Origin of the sequence: Blastomonas sp. AAP25, from assembly GCF_001295965.1 — a bacterium.
Classification (GTDB): domain Bacteria; phylum Pseudomonadota; class Alphaproteobacteria; order Sphingomonadales; family Sphingomonadaceae; genus Blastomonas; species Blastomonas fulva.
Genome location: NZ_LJHP01000027.1, coordinates 19,391 through 33,896, shown reverse-complemented (window position 1 = coordinate 33,896; position 14,506 = coordinate 19,391). Strand labels below are relative to the sequence as shown.

Here is a 14,506-nt window from a genome sequence, read left to right as displayed (position 1 = left end):
TGATGGCGGGCAAGAGGGGATGCATATTATGAAATGCGGACTGCTTGTTACATTTTCACTGCTGGCGATGGTCGCACAACCGGCCTGGGCGGATATCGGCCGGGTCAAGAAGACCACCGGAACAGCCTCGATCGAGCGCAAGGGCGCGCGGGTGACACCCGCGGTCGGCACCAGCCTGCTGCCCGGCGATGTGCTGGTCACCGGCAATGGCGGCCAGATCGCGGTGACCTTTGCCGACAACACCCGTTTTTCGGTCGGACCCAACAGCCGCATCGCGGTCGACAAGTTCGATTTCGACCGGACTACCCGATCGGGCGCGTTCGAGACCCGGGTCGAGAAGGGATCGCTCGGCGTCGTCTCGGGCCAGATCGCCAAGTCGCGGCGCGACGCGATGAAGGTGCGCACGCCGACATCCTTGCTCGGGGTCCGCGGCACCCGCTTCATCGTGAACGTGCCTGAATGATGCGGCGCGCTGCTTTCCGAGCGGCGCTTGCCGCATCTGCCCTTTCGGCCTGTGCGGGTCCTTCGCTGCTGCTGCTCGACAACGAGGACGGGTCGTCCGAAGGCGCGCTGGCGGTGATCGACGAGGGGTGCGGCAACCCCGACGGGTCGACCATCGCCGGGTCGTTCACCCGCACCAAGCTCACCGGCTGCGCGCCGCGGCCCAAGGGTGTCGGGGCCGATGGTCTCAAGCCCGACGAGCGCGCGCTGATCAACGATCTTCCGCCGCCGCCTGCGCGCTTCATCATGTATTTCGTGCCCGACACCACCGATCTGGCACCGGGGTCCGAAGGCATGATCGAGGCGCTCGACCGCCACTTCAAGGCACGCCCCGGCGCCGAGATCGAGATCATCGGCTATACCGACACCGTGGGCAAGGCGGACTACAACCTCGTGCTCTCGCAAAAGCGTGCCGAGGAGATCAAGGGCAGGCTGGTGCAGATGGGCTTCCCCACCGGGGTGATCACCACCACCGGGCGCGGCGAGACCGAACTGCGCTTTCCCACCCCCGACGAGACCGAGAATGGCGGCAACCGCCGCGTGGAGATCATCGTCCGCTGAAGGTCTGCGCTTGCCACGCGGCACAGGGGCATTACGACCGTGCCCACACGCTTGTCATGCAAGAGGCTTCATGCTCACCGATATCCAGATTTCCCGCGCCGCCCGGCTCCAGCCGATCTCCGCCATCGCCGCAAAACTGGGCCTGCAGCCTGACGCGATCGAACCTTATGGTCATCACAAGGCCAAGATCGACCTTGCTGCGGCAGGGCTGCGCGACACGCGGGGCCGCCTGATCCTCGTCACCGCGATCAACCCCACGCCGGCGGGCGAGGGCAAGACCACCACGTCGGTCGGCCTTGCCGATGCCCTGTGCCGGATCGGCCACAAGACCGTGCTCGCGCTGCGCGAGCCCTCGCTCGGCCCGTGCTTCGGCACCAAGGGCGGCGCGACTGGGGGCGGCTATGCTCAGGTTGGGCCGATGGAAGACATCAACCTCCATTTCACCGGCGATTTCCATGCGATCACCTCGGCGCACAATCTGCTCGCGGCGATGATCGACAACCACATCCACTGGGGCAACGCGCTCGATATCGATGTGCGCCGCGTCGTGTGGCGGCGGGTGCTCGACATCAACGACCGCGCGCTGCGCCAGATCGTGCAATCGGTGGGCGGGGTCGGCAACGGTTTCCCGCGCGAGAGCGGGTTCGACATCACCGTCGCGTCCGAGGTGATGGCGATCCTGTGCCTGGCGCGCGATCTGGATGACCTGGAAGAGCGGCTGGGGCGGATCGTCATCGGCTATACCCGCGCCAAGACCCCGGTGACCGCGAGCGACCTCAAGGCCGCCGGCGCGATGACGGTGCTGCTTGCGCAGGCGATCAAGCCCAATCTGGTGCAGACGCTGGAGGGCAACCCCGCGCTGCTCCATGGCGGCCCGTTCGCCAACATCGCGCATGGCTGCAATTCGGTGATCGCGACGCGCGCCGCGCTGGCGTTGGGCGATTTCGTGGTGACCGAGGCGGGATTCGGCGCGGATCTGGGCGCGGAGAAATTCTTCGACATCAAGTGTCGCCAGGCGGGGCTGAAACCGGCTGCGGCGGTGATCGTCGCCACCGTGCGCGCGCTCAAGATGAATGGCGGCGTCGCCAAGGCGGACCTTGGCAGCGAGGATGTCGAGGCGGTGCGGCGTGGCAGCGTCAATCTCGTGCGGCATATCGAGAATGTCCGCAGCTTCGGCGTGCCGGTGGTGGTCGCGATCAACCACTTCACCAGCGATACCGACGCCGAGATCGAGGTGCTGCGCGAGGCTGCGGCATCGCAGGGGGCAGACGCGCATGTCTGCCGCCACTGGGCCGATGGCGGGGTGGGGGCTGAGGATCTGGCGCATGCGGTGGCGGCGCTGGCAGGGTCCGATGCCGCGCAGTTTGCGCCGCTCTATCCCGACGACCTGCCGCTGATCGACAAGATCAACACCGTCGCCACACGCATCTACCGCGCCGGCTCTGTCGCGGCGTCGCCTGCGATCCTGGCACAGCTTGGGCGCTGGGAAGAGGCGGGGTACGGCCATCTGCCGGTGTGCATGGCCAAGACCCAGTACAGCTTCTCCGCCGACCCGACGCTGCTCGGCGCGCCCAGCGGGCACGTGCTGCCGGTACGCGAGGTGAAGCTGAGTGCAGGTGCGGGGTTCGTCGTGGCGATCTGCGGCGAGATCATGACCATGCCGGGCCTGCCGCGCGTTCCTGCGGCAGAGAGCATCCGGTTCGATGCGCGCGGCGAGATCGAAGGGCTGTTTTGAGCCTTCTCCCCTCCCGCGAGCGGGAGGGGAGAGATTTGCTATCAGCCGTTTACGTCGGCCTGGGTCACAGGGACGATGCGGATTTCCACGCGGCGGTTCTGCGCGCGGCCGTCTTCGGTGGTGTTGGAGGCAACCGGCTGCGATTCGCCGAAGCCGCGCGTCGCGAGGCGGGCGGACTGGACGCCGCGGGTCGACAGATAGCTCGACACCGACTGCGCACGGCGTTCCGACAGCGTCTGGTTGTACGCATCGCTGCCGGTCGAATCGGTGTGGCCGTACACGTCGATATAGGTGCTTTCATACTGCACCAGCGTGGCGGCGACATCGTTCAGCGTATTGCGGAATTCGGGCTTCACGGCCGAGCTGTCGACATCGAACGTCACCTGGCTGGGCATGTTGAGCAGCAGGCTGTCGCCATCACGGACCACGTCCACGCCGGTGCCGGCGGTCTTCTGGCGAAGCTCGCGCTCCTGCTGGTCGAGATAATAGCCGATGCCGGCGCCTGCCACGGCGCCGATGCCCGCGCCGACGATCTTTTCGGTACGGTCGCGGCGTCCGCCGACGATGTCGCCCAGCAGATAGCCGCCCAGCGCGCCGCCGAGGCCGCCGATCGCCGACTTGCTGATCCGCTGCTGGCCGGTTTCGGGGTCGGTCACACAGGCTGCCAGCGCAAGGCTGGACAGGCCGGCAAAGGCTGCGATGCGGATGGTCTTGCTGTTCATGCTGAAAGGCTCCCAGGACTTTTGAAGAATTCTGTCGTACGTACGTCTCGTAACGTCTCAGCGCCTTATTCGATCCAGCGGCTGAATGGTTCCCGAACCGAAATATAACATTGCGTAACTTTTTGTGCGCAAGCGGGCAGCGCTCGATCCGCGCCATCCAGCGAAACCGCGTGACACTGCGCGTTGCCGCGATATAGGGTGTCTCCTTGCAAACAGCATAAGGCCCGATGGACCCTCTCCTTCCCTTTCCGTGGCTCGACGCCATCATCATTCTGGCGTTGATCTTTCTGAATGGCGTGTTCGCCATGTCCGAACTTGCCATCGTATCGGCCCGCACCGCGCGGCTGGAGGCGATGGCCAAGGAAGGCAGCAGCGCTGCGCGCACCGCGATCCGGCTGGGGGCGGACCCGGGCAAGTTCCTCTCCACCGTCCAGATCGGCATCACCCTGATCGGCATTGTCGCAGGCGCATATTCGGGCGCAAGCCTCGGCGGACCGGTGGGTGATCGGCTAGCGATGATCGGGGTACCTGCCGACATCTCCGATACCGCCGGTTTTGCGCTGGTCATCGGCGTCACCACCTACCTTTCGCTGGTGATCGGCGAGCTGGTGCCCAAGCAGTTCGCGTTGCGCAAGGCCGAGGAGCTGGCGGTGATCATGGCGATCCCGATGGACCTGATGGCGCGCGGCGCTGCTCCGGTGGTCTGGCTGCTCGACAGCTCGAGCGCGCTGATCTTCCGGTTGCTCGGGCTCAACCGCGAATCGGAGAATATCGTCACCGCCGAAGAGCTGCAGATGATCTTTGCCGAAGCCACCAAGTCGGGCGTGATCGAGGAAAGCGAACGCGCGATCATTTCGGGCGTCGTGCGGCTGGCCGGACGCCCGGTGCGCGAGGTGATGACACCGCGCACCGAGGTCGACTGGTTGCCGGTCGAGGCTGGGCTCGAGGATCTGCGCCGGATCATGGCCGAATCGCCGCACAGCCGCCTGCCGGTGGCGGACGGCTCGGTCGATGCGATCATCGGCATCGTCACGGTGCGCGATCTGCTCTCGGCGATCATCGAAGGCGCGCCGCTCGATCTGGCGGCCCTGGTGCGCACCGCGCCGATCGTTCCCGATCAGGTCGATGCGATGGATGCGCTCAAGGTGCTGCAGAAGGGCGAGGTGCCGATGGCGCTCGTCCATGACGAATACGGCCATTTCGAAGGGCTGGTGACGCCCGCGGACCTTTTGCAGGCGCTGGTCGGCGATTTCGCGTCGGACCAGGGCGAAGGCGATTCGCCGATGGTGGTCGAGCGCGCCGATGGCAGCCTGCTGATCTCAGGCGCGCTGCCTGCCGATGCCATGGCCGAGCGGCTGGGGATCGACCTGTCGGGTGACCGCGATTATGCGACCGCGGCAGGCCATGTGCTCCACTGCCTGCGCCACCTGCCCAAGGAGGGCGAGGTGTTCAACGACCAGGGATGGCGTTTCGAGATCGTCGACATGGACCACCGCAAGGTCGACAAGCTGCTGGTCAGCCGCATCGAGGCCGACGCGGACTGAGCCTCGCGGGATAGCGGGTATGTTACTGCGGAGGGCCGCCGCCACCGGCTCCGGGCGCACCGACTGCGCCGATATTGCCGAACAGATCCTGGAAGAAGGTGCGGTTGCGACCCAACGTCGGGGTCTTCTTGCCTTCGGGGTCGATGTTGGCGACCTGTTCAAGCCCGGTATAATCGACCGCCTCGACATTGCCTGCCGCATCGAAACGCACCCGCATCACCTGCTGCGCGGTGGCACGCGGGTTGGCGAAGGCGAGCTGACGGGTGTCGCGCGCGAAATAATACCACTCGTTGCTGGCGAACTGGCCGGTGAAGGTCGGGCGACCCAGCGTCCGTTCCACCGACTGGCGGTTGTCCACGCCCGGCAGAATCTGGCCTGCCAGCGCCTGGTCGTAGATGAAACCCTGATGGCCACGCAGCTGGCCGCAGCCGGACAGCAGCGGCAGAGCGGCAAGCCCGATCAGCAGAGCTGCCCGTTTGGTGCGGCTAAGCGGCGCGCGGAGTGTAGGAGCTTTGCTGATCATCATCTTTCCTTGGCGTGCGTCCGCCTGACTGTCGAGATGCAGGGCGATGGACATGGGCCTTGCAGCCTCACCCATCTCTTGCAACTTGCCGTTGACGCCTCAATATGCACTTAGCCCCTGCATCACAAGTGGCCAATGAATTGTGGCTTAACGCTGCCTGCTCCATCTGGAAAAGCTGAACCATGTCCGTCCTCTCCCGTATCTTTGCCCGCAAGGACCCCCGCGAACAGGCGCGTCCGGCCTATGACCGCGTCGTGGCGCTGGGCCGCGACCCCTATTGGTATCTCGATGGCGGAGTGGCAGACAGCGTCGATGGCCGGTTCGAGGCGGTGATGACGGTGCTGGGCGCGGTGCTGCTGCGGCTGGAACGCGACGATGCCGACACCACGGTACGGCATTTTTCGGTGCATCTGGCCGAACTGTTCGTCGATGACATGGATGGCCAGCTGCGCCAGAACGGCGTCGGTGACCTGATCGTCGGCAAGCATATCGGCAAGATGATGAGCGCGCTGGGCGGCAGGCTGGGAGCCTATCGCGGCGCGCTGGAAGCGGGCGACGTGGCGCTGCTCGCCGATGCGCTGCGCCGCAACCTTTACGGCGACGCCATCGTCAGCGATGCCGCGGTGGCCGCTGCCGGGCAGCACCTGATGGCGCTGTACGCCCGGCTCAAGGCCCTGCCCGTGAGCGCAATCCTGCAGGGCGATTTCTGATGCAGCCGCCGGTGGAATTCTCGCGGCCTGTCGATCTGCGCGCACTGCCGCGCCAGCAGGTCGATCTGGTGGCCAACAAGACCGAACGCGCCGCGCTCGCGCGCCGGTTCTTTATCGTCTCGATCGATGCCTTGAAGGCGACAGCGACGGTCGAGGAAACCGACCGGGGGGTAGAGGTTCGAGGCACGATCACCGCCATCCTGGTACAGAGCTGCGCGATCTCGGCGGAGGATTTTCCGGTGCGGATCGCATCGGACTATCGCCTGCGGTTCGTACCCGAAGACGAGTACGAGGCGGCGATGCAGGCCGCGGGCGACGAAGTCGAACTGGCCGCGGACGATCTCGACACCATCGCCTATTCGGGCAGCACGCTCGATCTGGGCGAGGCGATCGCACAGACTCTGGCGCTGGAGATCGATCCGTTTGCCGAGGGTCCCGGGGCGGATGCGGCGCGCGCCGAATACGGCCTTTCCACCCCCGAAGACAGCGGGCCATTCGCCGCGCTCAAGTCGCTGCAGACCAAGAAGAGCTGATCGCGGGGATCGGGGGCGGACCCCTCAGGGCACCCCGGCATTGCCCAGCATCCGGTCAATGGTGCGCACGGCTGCGGCATATTCGGGCGAATCGACCGCAGTGTAATCGCGCTCGAACGCCGCCTGATCGAGCCCTTCCGGCCTTGTCAGCAGTTCGGGCGGCAGAATCTGGTCCTGCGTGATCGCGACCAGCCGGGTTTGCACCGTGCGCGCCAGCTGCGGCTTGACCGCCGCCATGGCAAATCGTTCGCCTGAGCGGTCCGCGGCCAGATCGACGAACGAAAAGCCGCTGCCGCCTTCGCTGCTGTCCGCCAGTTCCTTCCACGTCCCCATCGATCGCGCGACCTGGCTGCCCAGCGTGGCCGAGATCGCGACCGACAGCGCCCAGTGCTTGGCCAGATCCTCGCGCCCCGCCAGCGTCACCGGGTCTGCGCTGGCGCCGCAATCCGCCACCAGCGCGCGGGCCGACCCTGCCAGCTTCTCGCGATATTCGGGCACCGCGCGCATCGCGATCGCGGTCAGCAGCACGCGGTTGTGATCTTCAGCGCTGATGCCGGCGGGAGGCTTCTGCGCAGCTGCCAGCCGCACCAGCTTGGGCAGATCCGCCCCGGCGGTGCCGGCGATCGCGCAATAGGCGGCGGCGAGCCTTTCGGGGTCGGGGGTGGTGCCGCCCGCCTGGGCGAGCCCCGCCAGCGCCGCCCCGCGCCCGGGATTGACCAGCACCACCCGCGCCTGGTCCGGCGCTATGGTGAAGCGCCTGAGCGCCTGTTCCAGCGCCACCGGCTTTGCCGCATCGCCTTGCGCCTGGCGCCATAGCCGCGCCAGCGCCCAGTGGCTCAGCCATTGCGGCACGGGTACGCGGCCGATGGTCACCGCCAGCTCGGGCAGCGCGGCAGCCTTGGCGGCATCGTTCGGGCGCACCAGCGCGACTGCATTGACCCACAGGCCCGCACCAAGCTCGCGGCTCATGTCGACGACCATCTCGCCGCCGCGCGATTGCCTTGGCAGGGCGGCAGGCTGCAACCGCGCACGGATGCGCAGCGGGGCCAGCGCCTCGCTGGCAAGCCCTGCCAGCCCGTCGAGCTCGCGCTGCGTCACGGTGATCTGCACCAGCGCGCCGCGCCGGGTATCGCTGCCCGTGATCTGCTGCAGGGCATTGCGCGCTGCAGCCGCGCTTGCGGTATCGGGGGTGGCAGCTTCGGGAACCAGCGGCGTCAGGCTGAGCAGCGCCAGCGCGGCAGTGACCAGCACCGCCAGCAGCGCGGCGAGAAGCCACCGCCCGCGCCTGCGGGGGCCGCGCGCGGGCTTGGCGGAATCGGCAGGGCTGGGCTCGGGCGGGGTCATGGGTCGGGCCTGCGCAAAGGGGCGTCCGGCATGACGCATCACGAAAAGGGGGCCAGCGGCGTGGTGAGCATGCACGAAAAAGCGCCGGAAATCGAACGATCCCGGCGCTTTTGCGAAGTTTTGGCGATGAGCGCTGGCGCTTATGCGGCGGGCAGAGCTGCCTGTGCCTGCTTGACCAGGGTCTTGAAGACCTCGGCTTCGTGCATGGCGAGATCGGCCAGAACCTTGCGGTCCAGTTCGACGCCTGCCAGCTTCAGACCGTGCATGAACTGGCCATAGGTGAGGCCTTCCATGCGGGTCGCAGCGTTGATGCGCACGATCCACAGAGCGCGGAAATTGCGCTTCTTGGCCTTGCGGTCGCGATACGCGTACTGGCCTGCCTTTTCGACGGCCTGACGGGCGATGCGGATGGTATTCTTGCGACGGCCATAATAGCCCTTCGCCTGTACGAGAATGCGCTTGTGCTTGGCGCGGGTGGTAACACCCCGTTTGACGCGTGCCATGTGCTATATCCTTTGATTATCAAGAACTTGAGAAACGGTAAGGCGGGATCAACCCAGGCCGTACGGCGCCCATTTCTTGATGGTCTTGGCATCGGCATCCGAGATGACCGAGGTGCCGCGATTCTGGCGGATATACTTCGCATTGTGGCTCATCAGACGGTGACGCTTGCCAGCGACGCCATGCTTGATCTTGCCGGTGGCGGTGAGCTTGAAGCGCTTCTTCACACCGCTCTTGGTCTTCAGCTTGGGCATTTTGGTCTCCTTCGTTGGAAGTCCGTATACAAGCGAACATGGCAGCCCATAACCAGCCAGCCCGCTTTGTCGGAAGCGTGCGCGCCTAGCGGGATTCGGTGACGAATGCAAGGCGGCAGTTGGGAGGCATGTGCGGAGGCGGCAGGTGCCACCTCCGCAGCAAGGCTCACACCCGGTGCATCGCGCAGACCTTGTTGCCGGCAGGGTCGCGCAGATAGGCAAGGTACAGCTTCATGCCTGCGCCTTCGCGCACGCCCGGCGGATCCTCGATCGCGGTGCCGCCATGCGCCAGGCCTGCGGCATGCCAGGCATCGGCCTGCTCGGCCGAGGTCGCGGCAAAGCCGATGGTGCTGCCGTTGCCGCAGCTGGCCGGTTGGCCGTCGATCGGCTTGGTCAGCAGGAACAGTCCGCCATTGTGCATGTAGATGACGCGGCCCTTGGGGTCGACCATTCCGGGTTTGCCGCCCAGCGCGGTTATCGTTGCGTCGTAGAACGCCTTGGACGCGTCGATATCGTCCGCGCCCAGCATGACGTGTGAAAACATGAAACTCTCCTGTCGTTAACCGGCCAACTTTTAACCGGATAGTTAAATCACCATGGACAAGCCGTCTGGCCCTCGTCAATATCCGGCAGGCGCAAAGACAGCCATTGGCCGCCAAAGGTCAAGGCAAAAGGGAAGAGGGACGGGCGATGAGGCTGAAGGCTCTGATGGGGGCGGCGCTCGCGCTGCTGGCGGCGGCATGTTCGGGCGGCGGCGAGACCGCGACGACCGGCACCACCGGGATCGATGGCGCGCGGATCATCAAGGCCGATGGCGGTGAATGGCTGAGCTATGGCCGCACCTATGACGAGCAGCGCTACAGCCCGCTCGACCAGATCAACCCCGGCAATATCGGCGAACTGGGCCTGGCCTGGTATGCCGACATGGACACCGCGCGCGGCCAGGAAGCAACGCCACTGGTGATCGACGGCAAGATCTACGTCACCACCGCCTGGTCCAAGGTGAAGGCCTATGACGCCGTCACCGGCAAGCCGCTTTGGGATTTCGACCCCAAGGTGCCCGGCGAGACCGGGGTCAAGGCGTGCTGCGATGTCGTCAACCGGGGTCTTGCCGCCTGGGGCAACATGCTGTTCCTCGGCACCCTCGATGGTCGGCTGATCGCACTCGATCGCGGCACGGGGCGCGAGATCTGGAGCACGGTGACCGTCGATCAGACCAAGTCCTATACCGTTACCGGCGCACCGCGCGTCATCGATGGCATGGTGATCATCGGCAATGGCGGCGCCGAGTTCGGCGTGCGCGGCTTTGTCGCTGCCTATGATGCGGCGACCGGCAAGCAACTGTGGAAATTCTATACCGTCCCCGACCGCCCCGGCGCCAACGAGGCCGAGTACCTCAAGACCGCTGAAGCCACCTGGAAGGGCGAATACTGGAACATCGGCGGCGGCGGCACCGTGTGGGACGCGATGGCCTATGACCCCGAACTCGGCCTGCTCTATGTCGGCGTCGGCAACGGGTCCCCATGGAACCAGGCCTATCGCTCGCCCGGCGGCGGCGACAACCTGTACCTGTCCTCGATCGTCGCGATCCGGGTGAAGACCGGCGAGTATGCGTGGCATTACCAGACCACCCCGGGCGAGACCTGGGACTATACCGCCACCCAGCACATCATGCTCGCCGATCTCGAGATCGACGGCAAGACGCGCAAGGTGCTGATGCAGGCGCCCAAGAACGGCTTCTTCTATGTCATCGACCGCGCAACCGGCGAATTCATCTCGGCCAACAATTTCGTACCCGTGAACTGGGCGACCGGGGTCGACCAGGCCACCGGACGGCCGATCGAGAACCCGGAAGCGCGGGTCGACAAGACCGGCAAGCCCTTTGTCGTCTCGCCCGGCCCGCTGGGTGCGCACAACTGGCATCCGATGGCATTCGACGCCAAGCAGAAACTGGTGTTCATCCCCGCGCAGATCACCGCCTATCCCTATATCCCGGCGGCGGGATGGAAGCCTTCGAAACTGGGCTTCAACGTCGGCATGGATACCGCGAACAACGCGATGCCCGCCGACAACGCGGTGCGCGAGGCGGCGCGCAAGGCGACCAAGGGCGTGCTGATCGCCTGGGACCCGGTCGCGCAGAAGGAGCGCTGGCGCGTCACCCTGGGCGGGCCGTGGAACGGCGGCGTGCTGGCGACCGCAGGCGGGCTGGTGTTCCAGGGCAATGCGATGGGCAATTTCGTCGCGTATGATTCGGCGCAGGGGAGGCAATTGTGGAGCTTCCCGGCGCAGACCGGCGTGGTCGCCGCGCCGATGACCTTTGCTATCGACGGCCAGCAATATGTCGCGGTGCTCGCCGGATGGGGCGGTGCCTGGGCGATCACCGCAGGCGTGCTGAGCGACATGTCGGGACCGGTGCGCAACATCTCGCGGCTGCTGGTGTTCAAGCTGGGCGGCAAGGCCAAGCTGCCCGATATGCCCGCCGCCGATGAGCTGCCGCTCGATCCGCCGGCGCTCACCGCTGCTGCGGACGTGGTGCAGGGCGGTGCGACGCAATATGGCCGCTATTGCACGGTGTGCCATGGCGATGCCGCGATCCAGGCCTCGGGCCGCGGGGGCATCATCCCTGATCTTCGCTATTCCGGCACGCTGGCCAGCGCCGAGAACTGGCAGACGATCGTCCATGGCGGAGCGCTCAAGGACAATGGCATGGTGAGCTTTGCCTCGGTGATGACGAAGCCTCAGATCGACAGCATCCGCCACTATGTCATCGCCCGCGCCAACGAGGACAAGGCGCTGATGGCCAAGGCAGGGGCGCCGAAAAAGGTGGCGATGAGATAGCAGGGGGGACAGGCCCGTTGCGCTCCAGGTCAGCCGCCCGCACCTGTGCGGGCGGGGCTGGTGGAGCCGAGGGGAATCGAACCCCTGACCTCGTCATTGCGAACGACGCGCTCTCCCAACTGAGCTACGGCCCCTGATCGTCCGGCGGAAAAATCCGGTGCAGGCGATATACTGGCTCGCCCGCCACGGATCCAGCCGGAAAATGCGGCGCGCGCGTGCCGGTCAGTCGCCGCTGGAGGGCAGGATCGTCGGCAGTACCGGCGGATTGGAGGCTGCCGCAGGCGCGGTGCCCGATGCGTTGGTGGGCTGGACCATGCCGCTGGCCTGTGCGGCCTGTGCGGCCTGCGCAGCGCGCATCTCGGGGCTGCCGTACAGCGCGATCCACTTCTGCAGGTCGGTCTGATAGCCTTCATAGGATGCGTAGAAGCGGTCGAAAACGCCCTCCAGCGTCGGCAGCGCGCGCGCTCCGAAAGCGACCAGATCCTTGGACGGGATCGCTGCGGCTTCCTGGCCCAGCACCAGGGCGGCTTCGCAGAAGTCGTTCTTGGTCGGCGGGAAGGCGAAGAAATTGTAAACTTGGGTGTTTTCGGTATCGCGGATGCGGGCATAGCCTGCGCCATGGCGCTTGCGGTACGTTTCCTCGACGATTCTGTTCACCCGGTCGAGCTCGCGCTTGTGGGTCTTCAGGAACAGGTTGTAATCGTCGGCGATGCGGAAATGCTGGGGGTTCTGGCAGTTGAGCGCAGCGACGTTGAACGCGGCGCGGAAATACCACAATTTCTCGTTGTCATCGATATCGCGCATTGGCGTATCGCGCAGGCCGTCGGCGCGCAGCGCCGGCACGGTCATCGCCAGCATCGCGTTCGAGGGCGGGCTGGGCATGCGCGGCGGGGCGACAACCACCGGCGGCGGCGGCGGGGCAACCGCGACCGGCGCGGGCTTGGCGCCGCCACAGGCCGAAATCACGGTGGTCATGCCGGCCGCGATGGCCAAGGCTGCTGCACGGTTGAGGCCCATACGTGCCATTTGCTGTTTCTCCTGGTGGCGCGCGCAGGGACATGTGTCCCGCCGCGTTCTCTTAAGCATGATTCTATGCCCGCCAAGCGACGATCTCAACACCAAAACGGTGAACCGTGAAATGGCCGGCAGCAAAGGGCGAGCCGCAGCTGCGACGAGGCGAGTCCCTCGAGCGACCGGCCGAGCCGGGCGCCGACCGCGCAGCATGACAATGGCAGACAAAAAAACCCGGCGGATTGCTCCGCCGGGTTGTCAGTGTTCCAGGGCTTTCCGGGCAATCAGTCGCGACTGCCCATGATGCTCAGCAGCGCCTGGAACATGTTGATGAAGTTGAGATAGAGGCTCAGCGCGCCCATGATGACCACCTTGCCCATCATGTCGGTTCCGGCGACATAGGCATAAGTGCTCTTGAGACGCTGGGTGTCATAGGCGGTGAGGCCTGCGAAGATCAGCACCGCAGCATAGCTGATGACCAGACCCATCACCGACGACTTGAGGAAGATGTTGAGCAGGCTGGCGACGATCAGGCCGACCAGACCCATGATCAGGAAGCTGCCCCAACCGGTGAGGTCCTTCTTGGTGGTGTAGCCGAACAGGCTTAGCCCCGCGAACGCCGCTGCGGTCGAGAAGAACGCCAGCGCGACGCTTTCACCGGTATAAACCAGGAACACCGTCGACATGCTCAGGCCCATCAGCAGCGCAAAGCCCCAGAACATCGCCTGAAGGGCGGCGGTCGAGAACTTGTTCATGCCGAAGCTCATCGCGAAGACAATCGCGAGCGGCGAGAAGATGATCAGGTACTTCATCAGGCCGGGGCCGAACATGATCTGCGCGGCCATGCCCGACTGGGCAAACAGCAGCGCGACAACGCCGGTCAGCAGGATGCCGCTGGTCATGTAGTTGTAAATGGACAGCATATAGGAACGCAGGCCAGCATCCGTTGCGGCGCTGGCTCCCACACCCTGTTGCGCATCGAACGAACCGGCACGAAGTCGATCCGTCGTACGAGGATCAAAACGGTCAGCCATCGAAAAATTCTCCTTTGCCCGGCATAGTTGCCGGATGGACACAATATCACCCTTCACCACGGGAATTTCAAGCGAAACCGGTGTTCTGTTCGTCGTGCTTTGCTACGGAACTGCTTAACCATGCGCCTGTTCCTTGCTCTTGTCCCGCCGGTGGAGGTCCGCCGCAGCCTGCTCGCCACCATGCACGCGCTTGCCGGCGCGCGCTGGCAGAGCGATGCACAGCTGCACGTGACGCTGCGTTTCATCGGCGATGTCGATCGCCACGCCACCGACGCGCTGATGCTCGCGCTGCGCCGCGAGCGGTTCGCGCGTATCGAGGCGCGGCTCGACGGTTTCGGGTTCTTTGATCGGCGCGACCGGGTCGACCAGCTCTGGGCAGGCCTTTCGCCGCGCGATCCGCTGGAGAGGTTGCATGCACGGCTGGACCGGCTGTGCGTCGGCATCGGGCTCGAGCCGGAAGGGCGCAAATACGTTCCGCACATCACGCTCGCCCGGTTCGCGCGGACCATGGCGCCCCCGCCCGACCAGCTCGCCGCCTGGCTGGGCGCGCAGCCGCTGTTGCCGGCTGACATGTTCGCCTTCGACCAGCTGGTGCTGATGGAGAGCCATATGGGCCGCGACGGCAGCGTCTATGAGCCGGTGTTCGAGGTGAGGATGACAGGCTAAGATACTCCCCGGAACGGAGGAGGGTTCAA

16 protein-coding genes and 1 tRNA gene are annotated in these 14,506 nt (G+C 65.6%); 8 read left to right on the top strand and 9 right to left on the bottom strand.

Going from position 1 to position 14,506, the window contains the following annotated elements:
• Positions 1–28: 28 nt before the first annotated feature.
• The 3 genes from IP68_RS16095 (at position 29) to IP68_RS16085 (ending at position 2,797) form a co-directional block, all read left to right on the top strand.
• Complete coding sequence (locus tag IP68_RS16095) at positions 29–463, top strand: FecR domain-containing protein (RefSeq protein WP_054136033.1); 435 nt, start codon at positions 29–31, stop codon at positions 461–463.
• Complete coding sequence (locus tag IP68_RS16090) at positions 463–1,062, top strand: OmpA family protein (protein ID WP_197275830.1); 600 nt, start codon at positions 463–465, stop codon at positions 1,060–1,062. Before IP68_RS16095 ends, IP68_RS16090 begins: the two co-directional genes overlap by 1 nt.
• Before the next feature lie 70 nt (positions 1,063–1,132).
• Positions 1,133–2,797, top strand: coding sequence for a formate--tetrahydrofolate ligase (locus IP68_RS16085; RefSeq protein ID WP_054136031.1), 1,665 nt, complete (start codon positions 1,133–1,135; stop codon positions 2,795–2,797).
• Between the two features lie 41 nt (positions 2,798–2,838).
• On the opposite strand, the gene IP68_RS16080 is transcribed toward IP68_RS16085, so the two are convergent.
• Complete coding sequence (locus tag IP68_RS16080) at positions 2,839–3,519, bottom strand: OmpA family protein (RefSeq protein WP_054136030.1); 681 nt, start codon at positions 3,517–3,519, stop codon at positions 2,839–2,841.
• A 227-nt stretch (positions 3,520–3,746) separates the two neighbouring features.
• Between IP68_RS16080 and IP68_RS16075 the strand changes: the two genes are divergently transcribed.
• On the top strand, positions 3,747–5,063 hold the full coding sequence (locus tag IP68_RS16075) for a hemolysin family protein (RefSeq protein WP_054136029.1): 1,317 nt from the start codon (positions 3,747–3,749) through the stop codon (positions 5,061–5,063).
• Between the two features lie 22 nt (positions 5,064–5,085).
• Here the strand turns inward: IP68_RS16075 and IP68_RS16070 are convergent, their stop codons facing one another.
• Positions 5,086–5,589 carry an outer membrane protein assembly factor BamE gene (locus tag IP68_RS16070; protein WP_082382436.1) on the bottom strand — a complete coding sequence of 168 codons (504 nt, stop codon included), beginning with the start codon at positions 5,587–5,589 and terminating at the stop codon, positions 5,086–5,088.
• A 179-nt stretch (positions 5,590–5,768) separates the two neighbouring features.
• Between IP68_RS16070 and IP68_RS16065 the strand changes: the two genes are divergently transcribed.
• Positions 5,769–6,296 (top strand): ubiquinol-cytochrome C chaperone family protein, encoded by a 528-nt coding sequence (locus IP68_RS16065; RefSeq protein WP_054136028.1) that lies wholly within the window; start codon positions 5,769–5,771, stop codon positions 6,294–6,296.
• Positions 6,296–6,829, top strand: a complete 534-nt coding sequence (locus IP68_RS16060) for a DUF177 domain-containing protein (RefSeq protein WP_054136027.1) — start codon at positions 6,296–6,298, stop codon at positions 6,827–6,829. The genes IP68_RS16065 and IP68_RS16060 overlap by 1 nt, the downstream gene beginning before the upstream one ends.
• A 24-nt stretch (positions 6,830–6,853) precedes the next feature.
• Here IP68_RS16060 and IP68_RS16055 read toward each other — a convergent pair whose 3' ends face one another.
• The 4 genes from IP68_RS16055 to IP68_RS16040 form a co-directional block, all read right to left on the bottom strand.
• Positions 6,854–8,173, bottom strand: coding sequence for a hypothetical protein (locus tag IP68_RS16055; protein WP_054136026.1), 1,320 nt, complete (start codon positions 8,171–8,173; stop codon positions 6,854–6,856).
• 140 nt (positions 8,174–8,313) lie between these two features.
• Positions 8,314–8,676: a 50S ribosomal protein L20 gene (gene rplT, locus IP68_RS16050; RefSeq protein ID WP_054136025.1), complete on the bottom strand. Its 363-nt coding sequence runs from the start codon at positions 8,674–8,676 to the stop codon at positions 8,314–8,316.
• 48 nt (positions 8,677–8,724) lie between these two features.
• Positions 8,725–8,928 carry a 50S ribosomal protein L35 gene (gene rpmI / locus IP68_RS16045; RefSeq protein WP_054136024.1) on the bottom strand — a complete coding sequence of 68 codons (204 nt, stop codon included), beginning with the start codon at positions 8,926–8,928 and terminating at the stop codon, positions 8,725–8,727.
• 166 nt (positions 8,929–9,094) lie between these two features.
• Positions 9,095–9,472 (bottom strand): VOC family protein, encoded by a 378-nt coding sequence (locus tag IP68_RS16040; RefSeq protein ID WP_054136023.1) that lies wholly within the window; start codon positions 9,470–9,472, stop codon positions 9,095–9,097.
• A 146-nt stretch (positions 9,473–9,618) separates the two neighbouring features.
• Here IP68_RS16040 and IP68_RS16035 point away from each other — a divergent pair, with 146 nt between their 5' ends.
• The gene (locus IP68_RS16035) at positions 9,619–11,766 is read left to right on the top strand and encodes a PQQ-dependent dehydrogenase, methanol/ethanol family (RefSeq protein WP_054136022.1); all 2,148 of its coding nucleotides are present in this window, start codon (positions 9,619–9,621) and stop codon (positions 11,764–11,766) included.
• 58 nt (positions 11,767–11,824) lie between these two features.
• Here the strand turns inward: IP68_RS16035 and IP68_RS16030 are convergent.
• The 3 genes from IP68_RS16030 to IP68_RS16020 form a co-directional block, all read right to left on the bottom strand.
• Positions 11,825–11,900, bottom strand: a tRNA-Ala gene (locus tag IP68_RS16030).
• Between the two features lie 88 nt (positions 11,901–11,988).
• A complete protein-coding gene (locus IP68_RS16025; RefSeq protein ID WP_156318202.1) occupies positions 11,989–12,792 on the bottom strand; it encodes a hypothetical protein in 804 nt (267 codons plus the stop codon).
• Between the two features lie 269 nt (positions 12,793–13,061).
• On the bottom strand, positions 13,062–13,811 hold the full coding sequence (locus IP68_RS16020) for a Bax inhibitor-1/YccA family protein (protein ID WP_054136020.1): 750 nt from the start codon (positions 13,809–13,811) through the stop codon (positions 13,062–13,064).
• Positions 13,812–13,931: 120 nt separating this feature from the next.
• Between IP68_RS16020 and thpR the strand changes: the two genes are divergently transcribed.
• Complete coding sequence (gene thpR, locus IP68_RS16015; RefSeq protein WP_054136019.1) at positions 13,932–14,477, top strand: RNA 2',3'-cyclic phosphodiesterase; 546 nt, start codon at positions 13,932–13,934, stop codon at positions 14,475–14,477.
• Positions 14,478–14,506: the final 29 nt, after the last annotated feature.

Excerpts from the sequence above, each read along its gene's own strand:
- IP68_RS16090 (WP_197275830.1), top strand. The coding sequence starts at position 463 with ATGCGGCGCGCTGCTTTCCGAGCGGCGCTTGCCGCATCTGCCCTTTCG.
- IP68_RS16035 (WP_054136022.1), top strand. The coding sequence starts at position 9,619 with ATGAGGCTGAAGGCTCTGATGGGGGCGGCGCTCGCGCTGCTGGCGGCG.
- rpmI (WP_054136024.1), bottom strand. The coding sequence starts at position 8,928 with ATGCCCAAGCTGAAGACCAAGAGCGGTGTGAAGAAGCGCTTCAAGCTC.
- IP68_RS16060 (WP_054136027.1), top strand. The coding sequence starts at position 6,296 with ATGCAGCCGCCGGTGGAATTCTCGCGGCCTGTCGATCTGCGCGCACTG.
- IP68_RS16085 (WP_054136031.1), top strand. The coding sequence starts at position 1,133 with ATGCTCACCGATATCCAGATTTCCCGCGCCGCCCGGCTCCAGCCGATC.
- IP68_RS16095 (WP_054136033.1), top strand. The coding sequence starts at position 29 with ATGAAATGCGGACTGCTTGTTACATTTTCACTGCTGGCGATGGTCGCA.
- IP68_RS16070 (WP_082382436.1), bottom strand. The coding sequence starts at position 5,589 with ATGATGATCAGCAAAGCTCCTACACTCCGCGCGCCGCTTAGCCGCACC.
- thpR (WP_054136019.1), top strand. The coding sequence starts at position 13,932 with ATGCGCCTGTTCCTTGCTCTTGTCCCGCCGGTGGAGGTCCGCCGCAGC.
- rplT (WP_054136025.1), bottom strand. The coding sequence starts at position 8,676 with ATGGCACGCGTCAAACGGGGTGTTACCACCCGCGCCAAGCACAAGCGC.
- IP68_RS16020 (WP_054136020.1), bottom strand. The coding sequence starts at position 13,811 with ATGGCTGACCGTTTTGATCCTCGTACGACGGATCGACTTCGTGCCGGT.
- IP68_RS16080 (WP_054136030.1), bottom strand. The coding sequence starts at position 3,519 with ATGAACAGCAAGACCATCCGCATCGCAGCCTTTGCCGGCCTGTCCAGC.
- IP68_RS16065 (WP_054136028.1), top strand. The coding sequence starts at position 5,769 with ATGTCCGTCCTCTCCCGTATCTTTGCCCGCAAGGACCCCCGCGAACAG.
- IP68_RS16055 (WP_054136026.1), bottom strand. The coding sequence starts at position 8,173 with ATGACCCCGCCCGAGCCCAGCCCTGCCGATTCCGCCAAGCCCGCGCGC.
- IP68_RS16075 (WP_054136029.1), top strand. The coding sequence starts at position 3,747 with ATGGACCCTCTCCTTCCCTTTCCGTGGCTCGACGCCATCATCATTCTG.
- IP68_RS16025 (WP_156318202.1), bottom strand. The coding sequence starts at position 12,792 with ATGGCACGTATGGGCCTCAACCGTGCAGCAGCCTTGGCCATCGCGGCC.
- IP68_RS16040 (WP_054136023.1), bottom strand. The coding sequence starts at position 9,472 with ATGTTTTCACACGTCATGCTGGGCGCGGACGATATCGACGCGTCCAAG.